This is a genomic window from Streptomyces sp. NPDC058877, from assembly GCF_042742855.1.
In the GTDB taxonomy this organism is placed as follows: domain Bacteria; phylum Actinomycetota; class Actinomycetes; order Streptomycetales; family Streptomycetaceae; genus Streptomyces.
Genome location: NZ_JBHYMF010000108.1, coordinates 1 through 22,934, shown reverse-complemented (window position 1 = coordinate 22,934; position 22,934 = coordinate 1). Strand labels below are relative to the sequence as shown.

The following is a 22,934-nucleotide window of genomic DNA, read 5'->3' as shown; positions in this document are numbered from 1 at the left end:
ACCGGCCCACCGGTCCGCCCCCGCCGACTCTGGTGCGGAGCCGGCACGACGTGCGCCCCGGTCGACGGAGCGGCTGGATTCCGTCGACCGGGGCGTGGATTCGATTGTTCCGGGCTCGCGCACGACCGGGCGGGGGCTCCCGGCACCCGGGGCCGTCCGGACCGAGCATCTCCGGCCGCAGGACGCCCACCCCTTGGCCGGTACCAGCGGTCGGCCCGGCACACCGGCCCTGCCCCGAGCCGACCCGTCCGTGGCCCGGCCCTCAGATCTTCTGGGCGATGTCGGTGAGGTGGGCGAAGACGACGATGTTCGCCTCGTAGCCCTTGCCGCGGTCGAAGGCCCCCCCGCAGGTGAGCAGGCGCAGTTCGGGCCGACCGGTCGACCCGTACACCTCCTTGTCGGGAAAGTCGCTCTTGGCGTACGTCTGGACGCGGTCGACCGTGAAGACGGCGACCTTGCCGTCGGCACGGGCGACCCGGACGGTGTTTCCGGCACTGAGCGAGTCGAGGTTGAGGAAGACGGCGGGGCCGGTGCGGGTGTCGCGGTGACCCACGACGACGGCGGTCCCGCGTTCGCCCGGGGTCGGCCCCTTGGCGTACCAGCCGACGACCCGGGGGTCATCGACGGAAGGGGTTCCGAGCCGCCCCTCGTCGTCGAGGCCGAGCTCGATCACCGGAGACTCGATGGTGATGGCCGGGACGGCGACGGTGAGGGGGCGCGACCGGGCGAGCGGGGCCGGCGCGGGCGGTGACGCGGATCGGGGTGCACGCGTGGCCTTGGGCAATGCCCTGGGCTTCGCCTTCTGGTCCGGGCCGACGGACGGTCCGGGCGACGCCGCATCCACCCGACTCGCGGCAACCGGTCCGGCAGCGGGTCTCGGGCCGGCCGACTCCTCGCCACCGACCCACCAGACCCCCCCGGCCGCCAGGACGGTGGTGACGACCACCGTCCTGGCGAGCCGGAGCAGGCGTCGTTGCCTGCGCGTGAAGCGGGACCTACGCGGCGCCATCGTTGCGGCGGCGCGAGCGACGGATCAGAACGATTCCGGCCGTGCCGGCGAGGCCGGCGGCGACGGCCGCGCCGATGCCGAAGGCGGAGGAGTCCTCGGCAGCGATCTGCGCGCTACCACCGCCTCCCGCACCGACCGGGCCGTGCGGGGGCCGTCCGGGACCGCCGGGGCCACCCCCGGGGCCACCCCCAGGGCCGCCCCCGGGACCGCCGTTGCCGTTGCCGTTGACGCAGGTGACGCGGAAGACCTTCTGCTTCGCCGCGCCGTTCTGGCCCTGCCAGGTCCATTCGAGCTTGTACATGCCCGTGGGCAGGTTGATGTTGCCGGTGTGTCCGTCGCCGTCGGCATTGACGACGATGTCTCCGTCCGTCACCGGATCGTCCTGGTTACCCGGCTGGCCGGGCTGCGGGAAGATCTCGTAGTGGAGGCTCTGGAGGCCGTCGAAGTTGAAGGCCGCGAGGCGGAACGGGCATCCGACGTGGGGCTCGTCGACCTGACTGCTGTCGCTCGTGGTCGACCGGTGGACCTTGACGTCGCCGTTGTCACCGGGTGCGGCGAGCGCGGTCGGGGCGCCGGCGACGGCCACACCGCTGAGTGCCAGGGTGGCGAGCGCCGCACGGAGCAGGGTGCGGGTGGGGGCATGCGTCATGGGGAGGGTCCTCCAGTCGTGAGCACGACGAATGATTAGTGCGACAATCGGACTATCGGTGATGAACCGATCACCTCTGGTGTCGACCCGGCCGCGCCGCCTTCCGACTTCGCCCGTCCGGCCCATTCCCCGCACCGCTCGGGGCCGGGGCCGGGGGCGAACCGCCCGGGGCCGGTACGACCGGCGGCGAAGGGAACCCCCGCCGCCCGTACGGCAAGAAGACCGGTCCACCCGCCCCGGCGCGCGCCTGCCCTGGCTGCCGGGACCCTCCCCCCACCGGCCGACGAGCACGTGCACGGTGGACCGCCGACGGGCTCGACAGGTGCGGGAACCGGTCGAGCCGCAACACCGGGTCACCTCCAGGAGCGGCACCCACCGGTCACACCAGGCTCCGCACCCATCGACGGCGCCCGTCAGCAGGACCCTTCGTTCCGGACGGAGCGCCGGAGCAAGGCCGGCCCGGCGCTCCGCCGACCGGAACCGCTCGTGGCCCCGCAGCCTGCACCTTCGGACGGTTGACGGCCCGTACGGGCAACACCCCCCCGGGGCAGGAGGGGTTCAAGAAGCTCCCGGTGCGCGGCGCGACCGGAAGGCCGGCACGGTGCAGCGATCGGCAACGCCCCTTCCGCTCCACCGGGACCGGGAGGGGGCGGGGTCCCGGTGGAGCCGGGGCCGACCCGCGCTCAGTGGCGTCACGACCTCCGGCGGGCCACTGCCGAGCGACGGCCGGAACGGACACCAGCCCCCTGCTTCCACCATCGGGAAGAGGTCAACGCGCGGACCGCGGGCGGCTTCCGCTCACGACGGCGCCCGGTGAGAGGGGCCTTTCGAGGGCAGGGCCGCTCAGTCCTGGAGGGGCGCCACCTCGACGGGGAAGCCGTTCAGGACGGCGGTGCCGGAGAGGGGATCGATGCGGGACCCGTCGAGCAACTGGTTGACGTTGACGCCGGGACGGGCGGAGGCCACGGCGAGCCGGGTGCCCGGCCGGTCGTGCCCCCAACCGTGCGGGAGGCTCACCACGCCCGGGCGCACGTCGTCGGTGACCTCCACCGGCACTTCCAGCTCTCCCCCCTCTCCCTTCACCCGGGCCGGGGCGCCGTCGACCAGCCGGAGCCGTTCGGCGTCCCGGGGGTGGACCTGAAGCGTGCAGCGGTTCGAACCTCCTCCCAGAGCAGGCGTGTTGTGCAGCCAACTGTTGTTCGAGCGCAGGTGCCTGCGGCCGACGAGCTGGAGGACTCCGGGGTCGGGCACGACGTCCAGGGCGGCGCGCAGTCGGGGCAGATCGGCGGCGAGCGGGGCCGGGAACAGTTCGATCCGTCCGCTCCGGGTCTTCAGCGGCTCCGGCAAGCGGGGCTTCAGCGGACCGAGGTCAATGCCGTGCGGATGCGCCTTCAACTCGTCGAGGGTCAGACCGTACGGGCCCAGCCGCAACATCAGGTCGAGTCGCCGCTCGGCCCCCGTGTGCCCGGCGAGCCGGGCCGCGAACTCCTTGGGGTCCGCCCCGTACGCCGGCGAATGCTGCTGCGTGACGGCCTTGGCGAGCATGAGGTCGATGGCGAGGTCATCGACGACGGAGGGCGGAGTGCCCGTTCCCTCCGGGGCCCCGGGGCCACTCACTCCGGCACCGCCCCCGTCGGACACCGCGAGGATCAGTCGGGCGTGGATTTCGCACTCGTCCATGCGCCCTGCTTCGAGGGCGACGACCGCGGGGGTGTAGCGGGCCTGGTCACGGACGGCGAAGCCGTTGAAGGCGAAGTCGAAGTGGGCGCTCTGGGAGGGCGGGGGCGGCGGCAGCAGGACGTCGGCGTGCCGGGTGGTCTCGTTGAGGTACGGGTCGACGGCGATCATCAGGTCCAGGGAGCCGAGTGCCGCATCGAGTCGGTCTCCGTCGGGTGCGGAGAGGACGGGGTTGGCCGCAATGGTGATCAGCGCACGGATGCGCCCCTCCCCCGGCGTCTCGATCTCTTCGGCGAGGGCGACGAGCGGCAACTCGCCCTTGACCTCGGGATGGCGCGAGACCCTGCTGTGGCGACGGCCGAGGACGAACCCCCTGCCGGGGCCGGCGGGGCGCGGGGCGGGCGCGGTGGCGGAGAGCGGGAAGAGCGCTCCGCCGGGCCGGTCGAGATTGCCGGTGAGGACGTTGAGGACGTCGACGAGCCAGTTGCCGAGGGTGCCGTACACCACGGTGGAGCTGCCCATCCGCCCGTACACCGCGGCCGTGGGCGCGGCGGCGAGCTCTCGGGCGATGACGCGAATGGTCTCCGCGTCCAGGTCGCAGACGGGGGCGACCGCCTCGGGGGTGAACTCGTGCACGGCGTGCCGGACTTCTTCCACGCCGTGCACATGGGCGGCGAGGGGGCCGAGGTCGGCGAGCTCCTCGTCGAAGAGGGTGTGGACGAGTGCGGCGAGCAGCAGGGCGTCGGTGCCGGGGCGGACGGCGACGTGCCGGTCGGCGAGGCGGGCGGTGCGGGTGCGCCGGGGATCGACGACGGTGAGGGTGCCACCGCGCCGCCGCAGCGCCTTGAGCTTGCCGGGGAAGTCGGGGGCGGTGCACAGGCTGCCGTTGGAGTCCAGTGGGTTGGCCCCGAGGATCAGCAGGTGGTCGGTGCGGTCCAGGTCCGGCACGGGGATGGCGAGGGGATCCCCGAAGAGCAGCCCGCTGGAGACGTGCTTGGGCATCTGGTCGAGCGTGGAAGCGGTGAAGAGGTTCCGGGTGCCCAGCGCGCCGATCAGCAGGGGCGGGTAGAGGGCGCCGGCGATCGTGTGGACATTGGGGTTGCCCAGGACGATGCCCACGGAATCCGGCCCGTAATCCTCGACGAGCGGTCGGATGCGGGCGGCGATGGTGTCGAAGGCCTCGCCCCAGGTCGCCTCCTGGAGCCTGCCGTCCTTGCGGACCATGGGGGTACGGAGCCGATCGGGGTCGGCGTCGACCTCGGGGAAGGCGGCGCCCTTGGGGCAGATGAACCCTTGGCTGAAGACATCTTCCCGGTCGCCGCGCGCCCCGGTGATGCGGGTGCCGTCGAGCGTCAGGACGAGTCCGCAGGTTGCTTCACAGAGGGGGCAGATGCGCAGGGCGCTGGACATGGCGTCTCCCTGGAGGCGTCGGGGACGCCGAGCATACCGACCGGTAGGCACGGGCGGGAGGGGTGTGCGGAACCTCGCGGGCCGGGAAGGGCCTTCGAGGTGCGCCCTAGGAGAGCGAGGGGGCCAGATAGGCGTGGAGCAGGCAGCGCGTCTCGGCGACGAGGTGCGGGTCCCCGGAGGGGTCCGCACGGAAGGCGAGCCGGACCAGGGCGTCCGCGGCCTCCACCCCGACCAGGACCTTGCGGTGCAGGTCCGCGTCGGCGGGACGGCCCAGATGGGTGGCGAGGAGCGCACAGATCCGTTCGGCGACGAGCAGGTTGGGGTCCTCGCCGGTGACGCCGCCGGGCTGCTCGTCCGCCCCGGTCGCGGCGGCGGGCAGGCCGAAGTCGACGAGCACGAAGCCCGGGACGGTCCGCTTCATCTCGATGAACTCGTCGAGGACGCCGTCGATGGCGCCGCGCGCATCGAGGAGCGGCGCCGCGGAGAGGCGACTAGAAACGCGCTCCGCGTAGCGGTCGAGGTTCCGGTGGGCGAGGGCCGCCACCATCGCCCGCTTGTTGCCGAAGAAGCGGTAGACGGACCCGATGGGAACGCCCGCGCGGGCCGCGACGGCGCGGGTGCTCAACGACTCGTACCCGGACTCGTCGAGGAGCACGGCACAGGCGTCGAGGATCCGGGTCAGCCGCTCGGCGCTGCGCCGTTGCACGGGGGCACGACGGAGGAGCTGTGGCGTTCGAGCACGAGTCTGGGGCACGGGTCCATGATGCCGCTCCGGCCCGGCCGAGGCGATCGGATGCGCGATCGGCCGGGGTCGGGGCGACCCGCCGCGATCAGGCGATCAACAAACCGATGCCGCCGAGGGTGTACGCGATCATCAGCGCGAACAAAGGGAGTTGACCGGCGACGGCCCGGGTCGGCGGGAAGAGCCGCACGGACCGGTCGTGTGCGGCGACGACGCCGAGGACGTGCCCGGTGACGATCGCGCCGACCTGGAGGGCGGCCAGGCCTCCGGGGCCCAGCGGTGGAGCGGGTGGGGACGCGGTGTCAGTCCCCCCTGCCAACATGACGGTACGTGGCGCTTCGAGCACGAAGAGCGAGAAGTAGTGGGCGACGAGATAGCCGAGGGCGATGGGCACGAGCGAATGGGCGAAGGAGGTGAGCGGAGTGGTGAGGTCGGGGTTCATCAGGCGCAGGGCGCCGGCGCAGAGGCCGTAGCACACGGCGACCAGGGCGACCGCTGCGAGGAGACCGAGCGTGGCGACGGGGACGGGACCGAGGGGGGAGGTTTGGAGGACGGTGATCCACCGGGGGCTGTCGGAGATCCCGTCGTAGGCGGTGGAGCCGAGGAGGACGCAGGCGGCGGCGACGAGACCGGGAACCCGTGGAGTGGAGTCGAGACCGTCGAAGGGGGATCGGAGGACGAGCCGGCCGTCGACGCGGCGACCGAGGGGCGAGAGCCGGGCCAGGAGGGAGGAGTAGACCTCGAAGGGGTCGGCGTGGGCGAACCACCGGTCGCCGTAGCGGGCGGCCCCCAGGAGCTGGCAGCAGGCGTGGACGGCGAGGGCGACCAACAGGGTGGCGTTGGAGGTGTTGTCGGGGGCGACGAGCTCCAGCCAGGTGAAGAGGAAGAGACCGGCGGCGGCGGGACGGATACCGACCGCGGCCGGCAGGGGGCGCGGGTTCCGGGGCGGGCGGAGGGAGTGGAGGGCGCGCAGCGGGTTGAGGAGCCGCCAGACGGGGCCGAGGAGGAGGGAGGCGGGGACGAGCCCGACCCAGAGAAGGACGTAGAGGGCGCCGGGCGCCGGATTGCGGTCCGGGTCGTCGGGGCCGAGGAGGAGGTGGAGGAGGAAGAGGAGGGCAGTGGCGGTGCCGAGCAGGCGGAGGGCGGTGCGGGTGACCGGCGCATCGACCGCCCTCTGCAGGGCAGCGGGGAGCGGACGGCCGGCGAGGTCGCCGCGGAAGCGGGAGGAGGACCAGAGCAGGCCGAGGGCGAGGAAGGAGACGAGGAGCGCGGCGAAGGCTCCCGCGTAGGCGTAGAACGGCGAGAGGGGGAGGTCGTGCGGGGAACCGATGCCATGGGCGAGTGGGGGCCCGAGCGTTCCGGTGTGGGGATGGACACCGGCTTGGGCGGCGGAGGCAGCGGTCACCGGACGACGAGTTGGGTGAGCAGGAGTCCGGACTCGTGGGTCTCGACCTCGAAGAGACCAGTGCGGTCCGCGGTGAGGGTGAGCGATGCCGGTACGCCGGGAGCGAGCGGCAGTTCGCGGTCATAGCCGTGCACATGGAGGGTGTCTGCACGGTCGCTGGTCACGCGAAGGGTGAGGCGCTCCCCCTTCTCCAGTTCGATGCGGGAAGGAGGTGGTTGGACGGTCGTTCCGGTGACGGTGAGGGTGAGGGTGCGGTCGGACGCGGCTGGCCGGGGGGTCGGCGGCGCGGAGGGGGCGGACGTTCCGGAGGGGGTGGAAGACGGAAGGCCGTCGAGGAGGACCGTGCTCTGGACGGCCTCCCCCGCGACCGCCCAGACGGTGTGGTCGTCCGCGTGGAGCCGGACGGTCAGGGTGTGGGCCCCTGGCGGCACGTACCCCCAGGGGCCGTAGAGGCGACCGGTCTCGCGGCCGTCGACGAGGAGACGGGCGTGGCCGCGACCCGGGAGGGCCGCGGCGCCGGTGCTCTCCGGGGTGAAGCGGAACCTCTCCACGGCGAGGTGGACGTTCCAACCGCCTTCGGGGTCGGGGCGGGCCTCGGCCCGGACGGTGGGGGCGACCGCCGCCGGGAGCTCCCTGAGGCGATGGCCGGCCTCGTCCCGGGTCGGGAGCAGGACACCGCTGTTTCCGGTGGCTTCCTGGTGGCTGGTGCCGGGCTTGTGGTGGGTGGTGGCCCGTCCTCCGCAGCCCGCCAGGAGCAGGGCGGCGACCAGGGCGGCGACCAGGGAAAGGCCGGCCCGCCCGGGTGCGGCACGCCGCTCGAACACGGGCCGTCGGGATGCGGCGGCCCCGGGACGGCCGGAGCTTGCTGACGGAGCGGTGGCCGGGTGGGGACAGGCGTGTCGGGGCGTCACGTCGTCACCGCTTCCTGGCGGTCGGCCGCGGGGGCGACCGGGTCGGAGGTACGGGCGGCGGCCACGATCACCGCCCATAGGAGCCAGACGAGGCCGAGGAGGAGGCGGAGCCAGGCGGGACTCAGGGGGATGCCCGGGATCATGAGGACCGCCTTGTCGAAGGCGTCGAGCAGGGTGAGGGCACCGAGGGCCATGGTGGTCCAGGCCAGGGCGGGGCGGGTGGGGCGCAAGGCGTAGCCGGTCAGGGTCCACCCCGCGCCCATGAGGAGCAGGGCGAGCGCGGGGAGGGAGGTCGCGGTGAGGGCGAGGGTCGAACCTGCCACGTCGAGGGCCAGGCCCACCAGTCCGACGAGGAGGGCTACGCCCGCGAGCCGGTTGCCGCGCAGTCGGCGCCGCCAGAGTGCGCCGCCGGCGAGTGCGAGGACCAGGGCGCCGCCGAGGGCGAGTTGGGTCTCGACGCGTTGCAGTCCACGGGCGCCGTACCAGTCGCAGCCGGCCGGGAGGCGGCGTGCCTGGACGCTGTAGTCGGCACAGACCAGGAGCTGGGCCAGCTTGACGGGCTCGCCGACGATCCGGCCGGTGGCACCTGACACCTCACCCCGGCGGGCTCCACAGCCGGGCAGGGCGCCGGGGGTGGATGCGTCGACGTCTACCTGCCAGCAGTTGCCGCTGCCCTGGCCATCCCACCAGACGTCGGTGCGGTTGGGCCGGGCCGTGCCGTCCTTGTCGACGCCGAGGTGATTGCCGGCGTAGCGGTTGTGGTGGGAGGTGTCGGCCTGCTTGTCCCAGGCGGACTCGCCGCGGATGAAGGCGGGGACGGCGCTCAGGAAGAAGGCGGCGCGTTGGTGGCCGTAGATCCAGTTGTCCTCGTAGAGGTTCCAGTTGCCGCCCGCGGTGATGATTCCGGTGCCGGGTGGCATGGAGATCTGGGGGCAGACGACGCCCTTCTCGTATCCGCGGTCAACGGGCGGCTTGGCGCACGTGCCGTCGGCGACGTACGGGTAGTAGTCCTGGTTGTTGTGGTGGATCAGGTTGCGCTCGAAGCGGGCGTGGTTCTGCGGCAGTCCCGGGTGTCCGGGGAAGGCGGAGTCCATGGAGGCGCCGCCCATGTTGTGGTCGAACTCGTTGTCGTGGACCCAGACGGAATCCCCTGCGGTGCCGGAGTAGCCGACCATGTTGTGGTGGCTGCGGCAGCCGGTGATCTCGATGGAGTAGCGGGGGACGTCGTAGCCGCGGCCGTCGTTGATGTTCGAGGCGGAGCCGGGGTAGATGCCGGAGTCGCCGTTCCCGTAGGACTCGCAGTCCTTGTAGAGGCCGTGGTCCGAGGCGAAGGTCAGGAAGCCGTATTCGTCGTTCCAGCGGGTGAGGACGTCGTCGATGACGAAGCCGTCGGCGGCGAGCACGTACAGCGAGTTGAAGGTGGTGCGCTGGGCGGTGAAGTTCCGGAAGTAGATGCCGTCGGAGCCGTCGGCGCGGATGGCGTTGAGCTTCTGGTACTTGGCGTCGATGACGACGTCGAGGCGGGAGGCGCCGGTGCCTTCGACCTGGAGGTTCTTCTTGCCCAGGATCGCGACCAGGTTCTGGTTGTGCGGGCACTGCCGTTGTTGGGCGTAGCTGAGGATCTGGTAGCCGAGGGCGGACTTCGGGGCGTCGAGGCTCGCACAGGCCCCGGTGGGCGGGGGCAGCGAGGGCTCCTCCTCGTAGAGGCCGGGAAGGATCGCGATGGTGAGGCCGGGCCGGTCCACCGCGTCGACGGCCTGTTGGAGGTGGCGGTGGCCGTCGCGGAGGCAGCGGTCGAAGAGGCTGAGGTTGCGGGCCTTGAGGGGGGCGGGGAAGCCGGAGATCCGCTGCTCGAAATCGGCCCGGTCGGTCTTGCAGACGAGCAGGTCGGGTTCGCCCGTGCGGAGTGCGGGCACGGTGCCGGATCCGTCGGGGAGGGTGACGGGGCGCTCCTCGTGGGCCTGGCCGGGAGGAGCGGTGAACAGGGCTGCGGCAAGGGCCACGAGCACGACCGAGAGCACGGAGACGAACCTTCGGGTCCACGACATGCGCGTGAGAGTAGAGCAATGTTCATCTTTTTGACCCCGTCGTGCACCCCGCAATCCGCCCCGCCGCATCACCCCGGGCCCCGGGCCGCAGGCCCCGAGGGCCGCTCCTTCCATCCGGAACGGATCACACCGGGCGTCCCCGTTGACGAGAGGCACAGAGGAATCCTACGGTCATCCATAGGATTCCCTTGTGGCCTCAGGACAGGAGCGGGCGATGACCACGGAGCAGGCCAGAAAGACGGCCGAGGCGCTCACCTACAGCACCGGTTTCGGCAACGAGCACAGCTCGGAGGCCGTGCCCGGCGCGCTGCCGGACGGCCGCAACTCGCCGCAGCGCGCACCCCTCGGCCTCTATGCCGAACAGCTCAGCGGCAGCGCCTTCACCGAGCCGCGGTCCCACAACCGCCGCTCCTGGCTCTACCGGATCCGCCCCTCGGCCGCGCACCCGCCGTTCAACCGGATCGACAACGGCGCCGTGATCGGCTCTCCCTTCACCGAGACCGTGCCCGACCCCAACCGACTGCGCTGGGACCCCCTGCCCGAGCCGGCCCCCGGCACCGACTGGCTGGCCGGCCTGTGGACCCTCGGCGGCAACGGCGACGCGACCCAGCGCGCCGGCATGGCCGTGCACCTCTACCACGCCAACACCTCCATGGAGCGGGTCTTCGGCGACTCGGACGGCGAGCTGCTGATCGTTCCGGAGCACGGCGGGCTCCTCCTCCGCACCGAGCTGGGCCTGCTCGCCGCCCACCCGGGCGAGGTGGCCCTGATCCCGCGCGGGGTCCGCTTCCGCGTGGAACTGCTCGACGCGACCGCCCGCGGCTACGTCTGCGAGAACTACGGCGCCCCGTTCCAGCTCCCGGACCTCGGCCCGATCGGTGCGAACGGACTCGCCAACGCCCGCGACTTCCGCGCGCCCGTCGCGGCCTACGAGGACGTCGAAGGCCCGGTCGAGGTGGTCAACAAGTACTGCGGCAACCTCTGGTCGGCGACGTACGGCCACTCGCCCCTGGACGTCGTCGCCTGGCACGGAAACCACACTCCGTACGTCTACGACCTGCGGCGCTTCAACGTCATCGGAACGATCTCCTACGACCACCCCGACCCGTCGATCTTCACCGTGCTGACCTCGCCGTCCGACACCCCCGGCCTCGCGGGCGTCGACTTCGTGGTCTTCGCACCGCGCTGGCTGGTCGGCGAGGACACCTTCCGCCCGCCGTACTTCCACCGGAACGTCATGAGCGAGTACATGGGCCTGATCGAGGGCGCCTACGACGCCAAGACCGCGGGCAAGGGCGGCTTCGTGCCGGGCGGGGGCTCGCTGCACAACATGATGTCCGCGCACGGCCCCGACCGGGAGACCTTCGACAAGGCCAGCGCCGCCGAGCTGAAGCCGCAGAAGATCGACGACGGTCTGGCCTTCATGTTCGAGACCCGCTGGCCGGTGACGGCGACCCCGCAGGCGGCGAACGCCGACCACCTGCAGAAGGGGTACGACGACGTGTGGCAGGGTCTTGAGCGCCACTTCCGGTCGTAGAGCCCGGACGTAACGCCGTCGTACGGAGAACGCCGTGACCGCCTTCGCTCCCGACTCGCTGGTCCTGAACCGCAAGCTGCCGCTCTGGTACCAGGTCTCGCAGTCGCTGCGCGCCTCGATACTGGGCCGCACGCCCGACGCCTCGCTGCGGCTGCCCACCGAGGAGCAGCTCGCCGCCCACTACGGCGTGAGCGTGCTGACGATGCGGCAGGCCCTCAAGGAGTTGGAGGAGGAGGGGCTGATCAGCCGGCACCGGCGGCGGGGCACGTTCATCGAGCCGGGTGCGCGGCGGTCCGCCCCGCGCCGGCTGCTGGGCTCGATCGACGCGATCGTGGCCCAGCAGTCGGGCGAACGGACGGCGGTCCTCGGGCACGGTGCCGAGCCGGTGCCCGGGGAGCTCGCGGAGCACTTCCCGGACGTGTCGGAGGTCGTGGCGTACCGACGGCTGCGCAGCGACGGGGAGAGCGGCGAGCCGACGAACTGGGCGGAGAACGCGGTGCGGCCCGAGCTCGCCGCCGCGATCGACCCGGCCGACCTGGAGCGCTGGCCGATGACGAAGGTGCTGCGGGACGTGGTGGGGGTGCGGATCAGCCGCATCACGGACACGGTCGAGGCCCGTCTCGCGGACCCGGAGACGGCGGGGCTGCTCCAGGTGCCGCTGCTCTCCCCGATCCTCCACTACACCGGTGTCACCTACGACGAGGACGGCCGGGTCGTCGACGTGGCCCGCATCCGCTACCGCGGCGACCGCTTCTCCTTCACGGTCACGGTGGAAGCGCACTGACGGCGGTCGTTAGCATGCGGGGCGTGACCGAAGCCCCTGGAACGGACATCCCCGGAGCGGTCGACGAGGCACCCCTCCTCGACGAGCTGATGCCGTGGTCCGTGGCACCGCTGCGCTTCGGGCGGTCGTGGATCGTGGCCCCCGACACCCGCACGCTGCGGACCCGCTGGGACCGGCTGATGGCCGCCGAGGGGGCGGAGCGGGAGGCCCTCTTCCGGTCGAGTCGGGCACGGACCCCGAGGAGCGCGGTGGGCGCGCTGCCCGGACAGCGGACCGGGACCGCGCGCTTGGCCGGCGAGTCGGGCCCCTGCCCGGACCCGGTGCGGGTGGTCTCCGGGCCGTTCGAGGAGCAGTGGCTACTGCCGGACCACCGGCTCATCGACACCGCCCGGCCGGAACTGTGGCGGGTGGCGGGGGAGCCACAGGTCTTCGTCGTCGAACAGGGGTACCTGCCGGGGGTGGCCGGTCCTCCGCTCCTGGTGACGGCGGCGCTGCCGGAGGGCCGTTCCCCGGCGGGCCGCCCGGGTCGCATCCGTCCGCTGTTCCGCCGTCCCGGGGGCCGGGAGCCCAACGTCGCCCCCGGTCTGCTCGACCTCCTCGGGGCGCGGTACGGGCGCGAGGTCGGCGCCCATGAGTGGCTGGCGTGGACGGTGGCCGCGGCCCTGCCCTCCCCCGCCGGCTGCCGCGTCCCGCTACCGAGGGACCCGGAGGTGTGGGCCGCGGGCGTGGCGCTCGGCCGGAGCCTCGCCGACGTGCAGCTGCGCGGCGCCCTCAGCGGGACGAAGCCCCGGCTGCCGGGTGGGCGACGCCCCTATGTGCGAGCGGCGGTCCCGGACCGGCCGACGAGGCTGGCGTACGCCTCCGAGGGGGAGTCCCTCGACCTCGACGGCGGGCGGATCTCCCCCGTGCCGGAGGAGGCCTGGGAGTACCGGGTCGGTGGGGTGCGGGTGTTGGAGCAGTGGTTCGCACGCCGAACGGCTCCGGCGGAACCGGGCTCCCTGGAGGCGATCGGACCGGCCGCCTGGCCACGGGAGTGGACCTCGGAGCTGCTCGACCTGATCACGGTGCTCGCACTGCTCGGGGCGCGGGAACCGGAACGGTCCGCGTTCGCGGAGGGCGGCCTCGGGCGGGCGGAGCTCCGGGCCGCCGGTGTACTGCCGCCGCCGCTCCTCGCCCGCCGCCCCGCGTCCGTGCTGGACCACCGGGAGGAGGGCCCGGGAGGGCAGTTCGCGCTCCTCTGACCCCGCCCCGCCGGTGGTGCGCCGCTCGCTCCCGGGCCGGTTCGACGGGCGGCCGGCCGCAGTGACGCAGCCCCTGGTGACAACGACCGGTTCGGCACGGTAGGCAGGACGGTCATGAGCACTCAGCCACTCCCCCTCACCGGAGTGACGGTCGTCGCCGTCGAGCAGGCCGTCGCCGCCCCCTTCGCCACCCGCCAGCTCGCCGACCTCGGCGCCCGCGTCATCAAGATCGAGCGCCCCGACGGCGGCGACTTCGCCCGGGGGTACGACAGCGCGGCCCGGGGCTTGGCCTCCCACTTCGTCTGGTGCAACCGCGGCAAGGAATCGGTGGCGATCGACCTCAAGGACCCGCGGGGATCGGCGCTCGCCCGGCGGATGGTGGCCGGCGCCGACGTCTTCGTGCAGAACCTGGCACAGGGCGCGGCGGCCCGCCTGGGCCTCGACGCCGCCACCCTGTGCGCGGCGCACCCGCGGCTGGTCGCGGTGGACGTCTCGGGCTACGGAGCGGAAGGTCCGTACGCGCACAAGCGGGCCTACGACATGCTCGTGCAGTGCGAGGCCGGCCTGGTGTCGGTGACCGGCACGCCCGACCGGCCCGTCAAATCGGGGATCCCGGCCGCCGACATCGCGGCCGGGACGTACGCCTTCTCGGGCGTCCTCGCCGCCCTCGTCCGGCGCGGAACGACCGGTCGGGGAGGCCCGGTGGAGGTCTCCCTGCTCGACTCGCTCGCCGAATGGATGGGGCACCCGCTCCACCACGGGATGCACGGGGGTACGGCCCCGGCGCGCACGGGGCTCGCCCACGCGGTGATCGCCCCCTACGACGCCTACCCGACGGCGGACGGCAGCCTGGTCCTGCTGTCCGTGCAGAACGACCGGGAGTGGCGGCGGCTCGCCGAGCAGGTCCTCGGCCGGCCCGAACTCGTCGACGATCCGGACTTCGCGACCAACGCGGCGCGGGTGGCCGGGCGCGCCGCGACGGACGCGGCGGTCGCGGCGGCGCTGGCCCCGCTGACCGCGGTCGAGGCGCTGGCCGTCTTGGACGCGGCGGGCATCGCGTGCGCCCGGCTCAATTCGGTGGCCGAGCTGGCGGAGCATCCGCAGCTGACGGCCCGTGACCGCTGGCGCCCGGTGGAATCACCGGTCGGTCCGTTGCGTGCGCTGCTGCCGCCGATCGTGTTCCCGGACGCGCCGGAGCCCCGGATGGGGCGGATCCCCGCCCTCGGCCAGGACACGAACGACGTGCTCGGGGAGCTCGGGCTGCCGGAGTCGGAGGTGAGGGAACTGCGGAACGCGGGAGTGATCGCCTGACGGGCCACCGGGGTCCAGGCACGGGGCACGGGGTTCCGAGCGCCTGGACCACTGGGCTTCCGAGCCCCCAGCGGCTCGGGTTTCGAGGTACGACGGATCGCCGGACGGGCGGGGACGCGTCCGGCGGAGTCGCGGTCGGGGCCGTGGAGCGGCCGGGCGGCCCGGGTTAGTGACGCGTACCGAAGAGCGAGCGGCGCAGGCGGCGGAGCGGGGCGAAGAGGGAGACCCGCGCACTGCGGCTGCGCTGGCCGTGCACCGGTGCCTCGTGCGTACGCGTCGTCAGTTCCCGCATGAGCAGGGTCGCTTCGGCCGCCTCGCGCTGGGGCACGGCGGGTCCGCCGAGCACCGCGAGATGGCGGTCGAGCCGCGAACTGGTCGCACCGCTCCCGCAGGTGATGGCAGGCACTCGCGGCCTGCCGCGCATCGTTATCTGTTCCATGTCACTCCCCACCCGTACAAGGGCACCCGACCCGGGCAGGTTAACCCTATCGCCCCGTCGCGACACCCGTGTATCCCGCCGGCGGGGTTCATCGCACTCGTACGGGGGTTGACGATGACTATCTGAATACATCTGATTCCAGGGCGAGTTGGACAGCGCTCGAACACCTGCCGAACCATCACTAACCATCCTGCACTCCGACCCCTCCCATACGGGCCGGCAGACCCGTGTGATCTCCACCACCAAGATCCCCACGGCCTTGCGCGATGCACGACCGGTGCAGGGCCCGAGCCCGTCGGAGGTTCCTCGGCTACCGTGATGACATGACGGTGATCGCAGGTCGTTACCGGCTCTTGGACGTCCTCGCCGAGGGGGCGACGGGCACCGTCTGGCGCGCCCTGGACGAGGCGGACCGCCAGGTGGTCGCGCTCAAGGAGTTCCGACCCCCGGTCGGACTGCCGGCCGACGGGGCGGCCTCGTGGCGCGCGCGGCGGGAACGCGAGGCCCGGACGGCCACGCGGATCTCCCACCCCTCCGTCGCACGGATCCTCCGGGTGGTCTCCGCGGACGGCCGCCCCTGGGTGGCCGCGGAGCTGGTCCCCGGCCTCAGCCTGGCCGAAGCGCTCGAAGCGGACGGTCCGCTCCCCGCGCGCGAGGCCGCACGGGTCGGCGCCGAGGTCCTCGCCGGCCTGCGGGCGGCCCGGGAGGCGGGCGCACCGCACCGGGGCGCGGACCCCGGGCACGTCCTCCTCGCCAATGACGGACGGATCGTCATCACCGGGTTCGGAAGCGCACCGGACGACGACCCGGGCCCGGTGGCGGACCTGCGCTCGCTCGGGGAACTCCTGGCGGCGACCACGGAGGTGCGCTCCGGACCGCTCGGCCCAGTGGTCGACGGACTACTGGGCGAAGAGGTCACCCTGACGGCGGATCAGGTCGAGCAGGAACTGCGCCGCTTGGCCACCGGCGGGACCGCAACGCCCCCCGGCGGACCCGTGGAAGCGTCCGCCCCGCCCCGGGGCGAACGGACCGGGGAGGCCGGCGCCCCCGCCCCTTCCCGCACGCCGTCAGGGCAGCCGCGGCGGGCCGCGCCGTCACGTGGCGCGCCCCGCCGGGGGCCCGTCCTGGTGGCCGGGGTCGTCGGGGCGCTGCTGATCGCGGGAGCACTGGTCTACCAGGCGACACGGGACGACGGGTCGGGTACCGGGCCGGGGCCGGACGGCGTCACGAACACCGCGCCGGTCGCACCCGGCACCACGGGCACGAACAGCGGGTCCGCTACGCCGCCCCGTTGAACGAGGGAAGGTAGCCGCCGGATTGCCCGGAGGCGGTCGGGTGGTACGACTCGCCGATGTTGAGCCAGTTGACGCTGTGCAGCCAGGCGGAGCCGGAGCAGATCTCGTGACCGGTGAAGGCCGGTACGACGCTGGCGAAGGTGAAGCCGTGGTCGGCCGCACGCTTGGCGATGGCGGCGTTCAGGTAGTCGGCCGCGCCGTTGATGGCGCTCCGCTCGTTCTCGCTCAGACCGGCGATGCAGCTGCCGCTCAGCTTGTAGAAGCGGGGATAGCCGAGGACCACCACATGGGCGGCGGGGGCCTTGTTCCGAATGGCGTTGTAGACGGAGTCGAGCTTGCCGGGAAGCGTGGTGTCCACGTACGACTTGGCCTGATTGACACGGTTGATGCAGGTGGACTCGGACTGCAGCACACACGTCGTCATGACGTCGGCGAAACCGGCGTCATTTCCCCCGATCGTGAGGGAGACCAGGTCAGTGGCGGCGGAGAGGGGGCCGAGCTGATTGGCGGTCACATCACCCGTTCGGGCGCCCGAGCAAGCGGTGAAGGCGAACGAGGAGGGGGCGTTCGCGTTCTTCCAGAGGACCGGGTACGCCTTCGTCGAGCGCTTGCAACTGCCGCTGGCACTGTCATAACTCCCGGCGCCGACGCCGGAGGAGTACGAGTCCCCCAGCGCCACGTAGTCGAGTGCGGCCGTCTCGGCGGCCTGCGCCGCTCCCGCGCCGGTGAGGGCGAGGACGGCACCGAGCAGCAACGAGGACGAGAAAGCGGTGAATCGGGACAGTCTCATGGAACCTCCCTGTAGCAGGACCTCTGCGCTACCAGGTAGTAGCATCGGATTTCGCCAACCGGAAGTGTTCATGTCAAAACTGAGAGTGGAAGCCCCTCGATCCTCCGTCAGAGGAGGTCACTTTCCAGCCACTTGAAGAAGCGGAGCTTCCTCCCTCCCCCATCCGTCACCAGAGACTGGTCGCGCGGCAAGGGCACAGCCGGTGAGGCCCTCGACGCCGCGCTCGGCCGGGGGTACGCACTCGCACGACGCACCCGCGGCGCGCTGCGGGCCACCGGACCTGACGGACGGGAACGCAGGAGGTCGTGGGCTCCCGGGGGCGGGGGACCTCCCGCGGCACCCGGACTTCCCTCGGCGGACCCGGCCGCCCCCGGTACGCGGACACCCTCGTGACCGGACGGACGGGCCCCTCCTCGGGGACGCGTAAAACCCGGTGCGCGGCCCATGAGCGTGGCGGATCATGGACGCCATGTCTGACACCTCCACCGCACCGTCCACGGCGCCGGCGCAGCCGTTGCCCCTGACGCTGCCCGTCCTCATCAACTTGGACGACAGCGACTCGCCGGGGGACGTGCTGGACGCGCTGTTCCTCGACCGCTTCGCGAGCGGTGAGCAGCCGCACTCGCACAGCACCAGCCTCGACCGCGCGAAGCCCGATGCGACGTTGCTCCCGGCGGGCGCCCGGGTGGTGCGGGCAGCCACGGAGGACGACCGCAGCACCGTGCTCGCCGAGGGCGAGGGCTACACGATCCGCTCGTCGCGCTGGAACCGCCGTGCGGACGTGACCGTCACGGCGACCGACCCGGAGCTGGCGAAGCGGATCGTCGCCGAGGCCACGGAAGGCGCGAAGGACGACCCCGAACCGCAGCCCGACGACGTCACGATGGGCTTCTGGTACGTGGCCCCGCAGCGCGGCCCCCGCCGCATGACCCGCCCGATCAGCGCCGGGACCTGGGAGGAGGTCCGGCCCAACTACACGGCGTCGGTGGCCGAGTCGATGGACCGGTTGATGAAGGTCACCCCGGACGACGTATCCGGCCGGCTCCTGCTCCTGCACGGTCCGCCGGGAACGGGCAAGACCTCGGCTCTGCGGACCCTGGCCCGCTCGTGGCAGGACTGGTGCCAGGTGGACTGCGTGCTCGACCCGGAGCGGCTCTTCAACGACATCGGCTACCTCATGGACATCGCCATCGGCGAGGACGACGGGACGTCGAAGGAGCGCTGGCGGTTGCTGCTCCTGGAGGACTGCGACGAACTGATCCGCGGCGGGGCGAAGCACGCGGCGGGACAGGCGCTGTCGCGGCTGCTCAACCTGACGGACGGGCTGCTCGGCCAGGGCCGCAACGTCCTGGTCGGGGTCACCACCAACGAGGACCTGGAGCGGCTCCATCCGGCGGTGGTCAGACCGGGCCGCTGTCTGGCCCGCATCGAAGTGGGACGGCTGAGCCGGGCCGAATCGGTGGAGTGGCTCGGACGGGAGGAGGGCGTGCCGCGCGAGGGCGCGACGCTCGCGGAGCTGTTCGCGCTGCGCCGCGGCACGCCCTCGGCGGACCTCCCGGAGCCCCGTACCTCGGAGGCGGGGCTCTACCTGTAGACCGTCAGCTGTCGTACGCCGCCCTCAGGGCCTCGCTCAGTGCCGCCTCCGCGGCCTCCCGGCTCAGGCCCAGGCGGCGGGCTTCCTCCACGTACTGCGCGGCAGCGGTGGCGGCCCGACGGCTCGCCGCGTCGCCCGCGGCGGCGACGAAGGTTCCGTGGCGCCCGCGCGTCTCGATGACTCCGTCGGCCTCCAGGGCCTTGTACGCCTTGGCGACCGTGTTCGCGGCGAGGCCCAGCTGCTCCGCGAGTCCCCGTACCGTCGGCAGCTTGTATCCGACCGGCAGTCTGCCCGACCGGGCCCGCTCCGAAATCTGGGCACGCAGTTGTTCGTAGGGAGCGGTGGTGGATCCGTGGTCCACGGCGATGGTGAGTGTCACCTTGCCGATTCTGCCCCCACCCCACCGGAAAATGGGAGGCACGATGCGTTCGTGGCCCCTACCGTGACCACTCATGACCGTGATCGTCCGTGATGTACGGGCTCAGGACGCCGAGGGGTTCGCCCGGGTCCGTCGGGCCGCGCTCCCCTTCATGCTCGCGACCGGCGAGCAGTGCGCCTTCGACTGGGCGCACGCCCATCCGAAGGGCCACGAACGCCCGCTCGTCGCCGTGACCGGGGACGGCGAGGTCATCGGGACGGTCCAGCAGAGGATCGCCCATGACGCCCCGGAGCCCGGCATCGGCTCCCTCAACGTCTACGTCTCCCCCTCCCACCTGCGCCGTGGAGCCGGGACGCTGCTGCTGCACGCAGCCGAGGAGCACCTCGCCCGGCAGGGGGCGCGGACGCTCTACAGCTGGGTCCTGGACGCGCCGGAGAACCTGGCCTGGGCCGAGCGGCGAGGGTACGCGCCCAGCCGCTCGGCGTACTTCCTCCGGCTCGACCTGGCGGCGGCCGAGCTGCCACCGCTCCAGGACCCGCCTGCCGGTGTCGAGCTGCGCACGGCCCAGGACTTCGCCGCCGATCCGCGTCCGCTCTTCGCGTTGGACGCGGTGACGACAGCGGACGAGCCGGGCGACGTGGGCACCATGCTGGATGACTACGCGCACTGGCGGGCGACCACCTGGGAGCACCCCCTGTTCGACCGGAGGCTGACGACGGTCGCGGTGGTGGACGGGGTGCCCGCGGCGTTCAGCGCGGCGCAGACGGACGGGCTGGGCCGGTACAACTCGGGGATGACGGGCACCGCGCCCGCTTTCCGGGGCCGCGGGCTCGCCAAGCTCGTGAAGAACGCGTCCCTGCACCGGGCCCGCGCAGCGGGCTGCACGGAGGCGTTCACCGGTAACGACACGGGGAACGGAGCGATGCTGGCCATCAACCGGTGGTTCGGTTACGAGGTCGCGGCGCGAGAGGTACGGCATGTCCGGACGATCGGTTGAGGTCACCCTGACGAAAGCGGGTCGGACGAAGATCCGCTACCCGGCGGAGGTGCTGGCCGAGGAGGGCGCCCGGCTCTCGGTGCGCGCCCCGTGGGCGGCGGGGGGAGTGCGGGACTTCGGCTTCGTGCGCTTCGAACCGGGCGATGTGTTCGTGGAGCACTACTGGCGTGACCGCTGGTTCGCGGTCAAGGAGGTGCGGGCGGCCGACGGTGCGCTGAAGGGCTGGTACTGCGACGTCACCAGACCGGCCGTGATCGACGGTTCTCGGGTGGTGGTCGAGGATCTGGACCTGGACCTCTGGGTGTCGGCGGACGGCAGCGAAGTGCTGCGGCTCGACGAGGACGAATTCGCGGCGAGCGGCCTCGCCGCCTCCGACCCGGAGGCGGCGGCCCGTGCCGTCGCGGCCCTCGACGCGTTGGAGGCCTTGGGGCGCGAGGGGCTGCTCGACCTCCTCGGCCCGGCCCGGTGGGAAGGGCACGGGGTGCAGGGGGACTAGCGCAGTTCCACCTCGGCCTGCTCGGTGGCCAGGAAGCCGGGCCGGGGCAGACCGGACTCGCCCGCGGTGAGCTGCACGAGGGTGGCCTTCACCCGGGCGGGGCCCTGCCGGTAGGAGGGACGGGTCACGACGGCGCTGTTGGCCCATGTGTGGAGGTGTCCGTCACAGACGGCCCGGGTGCCGCCGATTCCGGTGGAACGGTCCCCCTGCTTGAGGGTGGAACTGATGAAGACGGGACCTTCGCTGTCGTCGAGGCAGCGGTACGTGCCCGAGACGGTGACCGTGCTGTCGGCGGTGACGGTGCCGTACGCGTCGACGGTGAGGGCGTCGGCCCCTTCGGCATGGGCGAGGGGGGCGAGGGCAGCGGTGAGCAGGACGGCTGCGGCAAGGACGGTTCGGGCGCGCATGGACGGGAGTCCCTTCAGACGTGGGGGATGCTACTGCCCGCCAGGGATACCGGATCCAGCCGCCGACTGTCCGAAACTCACCCCATCGACGGCGAGTTGGAAGGGGCACCGCTCATACCGTCCTACGGACCGACCGGCGACGTCCGCCGCATGCCGAGGACGCAGGGGACAGAGCCCCCCGGTTCCGCAGAGCCGGACGAGCGGCTTCGCGGCACGCCCCAAGGCGATGGGCGAGGCATCCGCGCGAATCCTCCATCGGCTTTGCTCGTCGTTCTGGCATTCGCCCAGTTCCCGACGGAGCGGCCCGACGGACTTCGGTGACCGCACTGCTCGCATTTCGCACGGCGGGGCGAGCGGGTGGAGCGACGTGCGATTCGACCATTGAGACCCGCCGGCCCAACCTCGTGAAAGCGCGAGGTTAGCAGCATGAGTTGATCGTAAGGGGCGGCACTGACGGCCTTGGTGCCGCGCCACACGGCGGCCCGGCTGGGCTGCGGATCTGTGTCGTCAACCACCCGTTTTCCCGGGCAGCCGAGGAGAATCATCGGGTTCTGCCCGGTGCGCAGAGCCGGCCCGAACCGCACCCTTCGGGGCGGCCCGGCCTCGGCGCCCCCTCAGCGCAGGACCCCCAGGCCGTCGCCGTCGCCGTCGCCGTCGCCCAAGGCTGCCGCGATCCGGTCCAGCCGGGCCGCCGTGCGGCGCAACAACCGGCCGGCCAGAACGGCATACAGCACGGCCACGACGAGTGTCAGTGCGCTGAGGACGTGGTCGGAAGATTTCAAGTCCAGTGAGACAGTCGTGACGCTATGAGGTTTGTGCTGCGGGCTCGCGGCGCTTGGCCGGGTCGTTGATCCACGCCTGCTGGGGTATCCGGGGTGGTCGGGGGCGTCGGCCGAAGCGTTCGGGATGGCGGGCGTATGCGTCGGCGAGGGTGACGGCCCGCTGGTCGCGGACCTCCTCGGCGGTGCCGAAATGCACGCTGGCGGGCGTGTGCCAGCCGATGCCCGAATGCCGGTGCTCGTGGTTGTAGTACGCGATGAACGCCTCGAACCACTCGCGGGCATGGGCCAGCGAATCGAACCGCTCGGGGTAGTCGGACATGTACTTCGCGGTCTTGAAGTGGGCCTCGCTGTAGGGGTTGTCGTTGGAGACCTTCGGCCTCGAGTGCGACCTCGTCACCCCGAGGTCGATCAGCAGCTGGGAGACCTTCTTCGAGGTCATCGACGTGCCGCGGTCGGCGTGCACGGTCTGGGGCACGATGCCGTTGCGGGCGATGGTCTCCCGGATCAACTCCTCGGCCCGCACCGCTGATTCGGCGGCCTCGACGGTGTGGCCGACGATGTAGCGGCTGAAGATGTCGATGATGACGTAGGCGTGATACCAGACGCCCTTGGCCGGTCCGGCCGCCTTGGTGATGTCCCAGGTGAACACCTGCGAGGGACCGGTGGCGACCAGCTCGGGCACCGCCCTGGCCGGGTGGGTGGCCTGGCGGCGGCGCTCGCCGGACTGCCCCCTCTCGCGCAGGATCCGGTACATCGTGGACACGGAACAGTGGTAGCGCCCGGCATCCAGCTCGCGGGCCCAGATCTGCGCGGGCGGCAGCTCGGCGTACTCGTCCGAGTTCATCAGCTCCAGGACCGCCGCCCGCTCCTCGGGTGTGAGGGCCGAGGGCTGGACCTGCGGTTTCCTGGGCTTTCGCTCGGGCGGAGGCCGCAGCCGGCGGTAGTGGGTGGCCCGGGAGCGGCCGGTCAGCCGACAGGCCGCCGTGACACCGAGTTCGTACTCGACGCCGGTGAACGCGTCGTCGACCACC

The 22,934-nt window shown here is 72.4% G+C and carries 21 protein-coding genes; 8 read left to right on the top strand and 13 right to left on the bottom strand.

All coding sequences use genetic code 11. The features are described from left to right. Nucleotides 1-262: 262 nt before the first annotated feature. From ACFW2Y_RS23340 to ACFW2Y_RS23310, 7 genes are all read right to left on the bottom strand, one after another. Complete coding sequence (locus ACFW2Y_RS23340; protein WP_384882466.1) at nucleotides 263-1,009, bottom strand: class F sortase; 747 nt, start codon at nucleotides 1,007-1,009, stop codon at nucleotides 263-265. Then, on the bottom strand, nucleotides 996-1,658 hold the full coding sequence (locus ACFW2Y_RS23335; protein WP_384882463.1) for a hypothetical protein: 663 nt from the start codon (nucleotides 1,656-1,658) through the stop codon (nucleotides 996-998). The genes ACFW2Y_RS23340 and ACFW2Y_RS23335 overlap by 14 nt, the downstream gene beginning before the upstream one ends. Before the next feature lie 843 nt (nucleotides 1,659-2,501). Further along, nucleotides 2,502-4,745, bottom strand: a complete 2,244-nt coding sequence (locus tag ACFW2Y_RS23330; RefSeq protein WP_384882460.1) for a molybdopterin oxidoreductase family protein — start codon at nucleotides 4,743-4,745, stop codon at nucleotides 2,502-2,504. 106 nt (nucleotides 4,746-4,851) lie between these two features. Next, nucleotides 4,852-5,499, bottom strand: coding sequence for a TetR family transcriptional regulator (locus ACFW2Y_RS23325; protein ID WP_384882457.1), 648 nt, complete (start codon nucleotides 5,497-5,499; stop codon nucleotides 4,852-4,854). A gap of 76 nt (nucleotides 5,500-5,575) precedes the next feature. Then, nucleotides 5,576-6,817 (bottom strand): hypothetical protein, encoded by a 1,242-nt coding sequence (locus ACFW2Y_RS23320; protein ID WP_384882469.1) that lies wholly within the window; start codon nucleotides 6,815-6,817, stop codon nucleotides 5,576-5,578. A gap of 71 nt (nucleotides 6,818-6,888) precedes the next feature. Continuing rightward, nucleotides 6,889-7,716 carry a hypothetical protein gene (locus ACFW2Y_RS23315; protein WP_384882454.1) on the bottom strand — a complete coding sequence of 276 codons (828 nt, stop codon included), beginning with the start codon at nucleotides 7,714-7,716 and terminating at the stop codon, nucleotides 6,889-6,891. A gap of 83 nt (nucleotides 7,717-7,799) precedes the next feature. After that, entirely contained in the window at nucleotides 7,800-9,851 is a 2,052-nt protein-coding gene (locus ACFW2Y_RS23310) for a right-handed parallel beta-helix repeat-containing protein (RefSeq protein ID WP_384882451.1), read from the bottom strand. Nucleotides 9,852-10,065: 214 nt separating this feature from the next. Between ACFW2Y_RS23310 and hmgA the strand changes: the two genes are divergently transcribed. The 4 genes from hmgA to ACFW2Y_RS23290 all read left to right on the top strand — a co-directional run bounded on the left by hmgA (nucleotide 10,066) and on the right by ACFW2Y_RS23290 (nucleotide 14,724). Next, complete coding sequence (gene hmgA, locus ACFW2Y_RS23305) at nucleotides 10,066-11,388, top strand: homogentisate 1,2-dioxygenase (RefSeq protein ID WP_384882448.1); 1,323 nt, start codon at nucleotides 10,066-10,068, stop codon at nucleotides 11,386-11,388. Nucleotides 11,389-11,422: 34 nt separating this feature from the next. Beyond that, complete coding sequence (locus tag ACFW2Y_RS23300) at nucleotides 11,423-12,172, top strand: GntR family transcriptional regulator (RefSeq protein ID WP_384882446.1); 750 nt, start codon at nucleotides 11,423-11,425, stop codon at nucleotides 12,170-12,172. Nucleotides 12,173-12,186: 14 nt separating this feature from the next. After that, nucleotides 12,187-13,413, top strand: a complete 1,227-nt coding sequence (locus tag ACFW2Y_RS23295) for a type ISP restriction/modification enzyme (RefSeq protein WP_384882443.1) — start codon at nucleotides 12,187-12,189, stop codon at nucleotides 13,411-13,413. A 114-nt stretch (nucleotides 13,414-13,527) separates the two neighbouring features. Further along, the gene (locus tag ACFW2Y_RS23290) at nucleotides 13,528-14,724 is read left to right on the top strand and encodes a CaiB/BaiF CoA transferase family protein (protein WP_384882440.1); all 1,197 of its coding nucleotides are present in this window, start codon (nucleotides 13,528-13,530) and stop codon (nucleotides 14,722-14,724) included. 166 nt (nucleotides 14,725-14,890) lie between these two features. Here ACFW2Y_RS23290 and ACFW2Y_RS23285 read toward each other — a convergent pair whose 3' ends face one another. Continuing rightward, the gene (locus tag ACFW2Y_RS23285; RefSeq protein ID WP_384882438.1) at nucleotides 14,891-15,163 is read right to left on the bottom strand and encodes a hypothetical protein; all 273 of its coding nucleotides are present in this window, start codon (nucleotides 15,161-15,163) and stop codon (nucleotides 14,891-14,893) included. A gap of 323 nt (nucleotides 15,164-15,486) precedes the next feature. Here ACFW2Y_RS23285 and ACFW2Y_RS23280 point away from each other — a divergent pair, with 323 nt between their 5' ends. After that, nucleotides 15,487-16,458, top strand: a complete 972-nt coding sequence (locus tag ACFW2Y_RS23280) for a protein kinase (RefSeq protein ID WP_384882435.1) — start codon at nucleotides 15,487-15,489, stop codon at nucleotides 16,456-16,458. On the opposite strand, the gene ACFW2Y_RS23275 is transcribed toward ACFW2Y_RS23280, so the two are convergent. Continuing rightward, nucleotides 16,442-17,248, bottom strand: a complete 807-nt coding sequence (locus ACFW2Y_RS23275) for an SGNH/GDSL hydrolase family protein (protein WP_384882432.1) — start codon at nucleotides 17,246-17,248, stop codon at nucleotides 16,442-16,444. The genes ACFW2Y_RS23280 and ACFW2Y_RS23275 overlap by 17 nt on opposite strands. Before the next feature lie 469 nt (nucleotides 17,249-17,717). On the opposite strand from ACFW2Y_RS23275, the gene ACFW2Y_RS23270 reads away from it, so the two are divergent. Continuing rightward, the gene (locus ACFW2Y_RS23270; protein WP_384882429.1) at nucleotides 17,718-18,842 is read left to right on the top strand and encodes a DUF5925 domain-containing protein; all 1,125 of its coding nucleotides are present in this window, start codon (nucleotides 17,718-17,720) and stop codon (nucleotides 18,840-18,842) included. Nucleotides 18,843-18,846: 4 nt separating this feature from the next. Here the strand turns inward: ACFW2Y_RS23270 and ACFW2Y_RS23265 are convergent, their stop codons facing one another. After that, nucleotides 18,847-19,221 (bottom strand): GntR family transcriptional regulator, encoded by a 375-nt coding sequence (locus ACFW2Y_RS23265; RefSeq protein ID WP_384882426.1) that lies wholly within the window; start codon nucleotides 19,219-19,221, stop codon nucleotides 18,847-18,849. A gap of 73 nt (nucleotides 19,222-19,294) precedes the next feature. On the opposite strand from ACFW2Y_RS23265, the gene ACFW2Y_RS23260 reads away from it, so the two are divergent. Continuing rightward, nucleotides 19,295-20,218: a GNAT family N-acetyltransferase gene (locus ACFW2Y_RS23260; protein WP_384882423.1), complete on the top strand. Its 924-nt coding sequence runs from the start codon at nucleotides 19,295-19,297 to the stop codon at nucleotides 20,216-20,218. Then, nucleotides 20,199-20,714 carry a DUF402 domain-containing protein gene (locus ACFW2Y_RS23255; protein ID WP_384882420.1) on the top strand — a complete coding sequence of 172 codons (516 nt, stop codon included), beginning with the start codon at nucleotides 20,199-20,201 and terminating at the stop codon, nucleotides 20,712-20,714. Before ACFW2Y_RS23260 ends, ACFW2Y_RS23255 begins: the two co-directional genes overlap by 20 nt. On the opposite strand, the gene ACFW2Y_RS23250 is transcribed toward ACFW2Y_RS23255, so the two are convergent. From ACFW2Y_RS23250 to ACFW2Y_RS23240, 3 genes are all read right to left on the bottom strand, one after another. Continuing rightward, nucleotides 20,711-21,121 (bottom strand): DUF6299 family protein, encoded by a 411-nt coding sequence (locus ACFW2Y_RS23250; RefSeq protein WP_384882418.1) that lies wholly within the window; start codon nucleotides 21,119-21,121, stop codon nucleotides 20,711-20,713. The two genes, ACFW2Y_RS23255 and ACFW2Y_RS23250, sit on opposite strands and share 4 nt — an antisense overlap. Before the next feature lie 614 nt (nucleotides 21,122-21,735). Further along, complete coding sequence (locus ACFW2Y_RS23245; RefSeq protein ID WP_384882415.1) at nucleotides 21,736-21,903, bottom strand: hypothetical protein; 168 nt, start codon at nucleotides 21,901-21,903, stop codon at nucleotides 21,736-21,738. 22 nt (nucleotides 21,904-21,925) lie between these two features. Continuing rightward, the coding region (locus tag ACFW2Y_RS23240; RefSeq protein ID WP_384882412.1) for an IS3 family transposase at nucleotides 21,926-22,934 on the bottom strand (1,009 nt) is incomplete at its 5' end.

What these genes read in the sequence shown, in the direction of transcription:
- ACFW2Y_RS23275 (WP_384882432.1), bottom strand. Translation starts at nt 17,248, where the DNA reads ATGAGACTGTCCCGATTCACCGCTTTCTCGTCCTCGTTGCTGCTCGGT.
- ACFW2Y_RS23250 (WP_384882418.1), bottom strand. Translation starts at nt 21,121, where the DNA reads ATGCGCGCCCGAACCGTCCTTGCCGCAGCCGTCCTGCTCACCGCTGCC.
- ACFW2Y_RS23260 (WP_384882423.1), top strand. Translation starts at nt 19,295, where the DNA reads ATGACCGTGATCGTCCGTGATGTACGGGCTCAGGACGCCGAGGGGTTC.
- ACFW2Y_RS23330 (WP_384882460.1), bottom strand. Translation starts at nt 4,745, where the DNA reads ATGTCCAGCGCCCTGCGCATCTGCCCCCTCTGTGAAGCAACCTGCGGA.
- ACFW2Y_RS23295 (WP_384882443.1), top strand. Translation starts at nt 12,187, where the DNA reads ATGCGGGGCGTGACCGAAGCCCCTGGAACGGACATCCCCGGAGCGGTC.
- ACFW2Y_RS23290 (WP_384882440.1), top strand. Translation starts at nt 13,528, where the DNA reads ATGAGCACTCAGCCACTCCCCCTCACCGGAGTGACGGTCGTCGCCGTC.
- ACFW2Y_RS23270 (WP_384882429.1), top strand. Translation starts at nt 17,718, where the DNA reads ATGTCTGACACCTCCACCGCACCGTCCACGGCGCCGGCGCAGCCGTTG.
- ACFW2Y_RS23335 (WP_384882463.1), bottom strand. Translation starts at nt 1,658, where the DNA reads ATGACGCATGCCCCCACCCGCACCCTGCTCCGTGCGGCGCTCGCCACC.
- ACFW2Y_RS23280 (WP_384882435.1), top strand. Translation starts at nt 15,487, where the DNA reads ATGACGGTGATCGCAGGTCGTTACCGGCTCTTGGACGTCCTCGCCGAG.
- ACFW2Y_RS23255 (WP_384882420.1), top strand. Translation starts at nt 20,199, where the DNA reads ATGTCCGGACGATCGGTTGAGGTCACCCTGACGAAAGCGGGTCGGACG.
- ACFW2Y_RS23310 (WP_384882451.1), bottom strand. Translation starts at nt 9,851, where the DNA reads ATGTCGTGGACCCGAAGGTTCGTCTCCGTGCTCTCGGTCGTGCTCGTG.
- hmgA (WP_384882448.1), top strand. Translation starts at nt 10,066, where the DNA reads ATGACCACGGAGCAGGCCAGAAAGACGGCCGAGGCGCTCACCTACAGC.
- ACFW2Y_RS23340 (WP_384882466.1), bottom strand. Translation starts at nt 1,009, where the DNA reads ATGGCGCCGCGTAGGTCCCGCTTCACGCGCAGGCAACGACGCCTGCTC.
- ACFW2Y_RS23285 (WP_384882438.1), bottom strand. Translation starts at nt 15,163, where the DNA reads ATGGAACAGATAACGATGCGCGGCAGGCCGCGAGTGCCTGCCATCACC.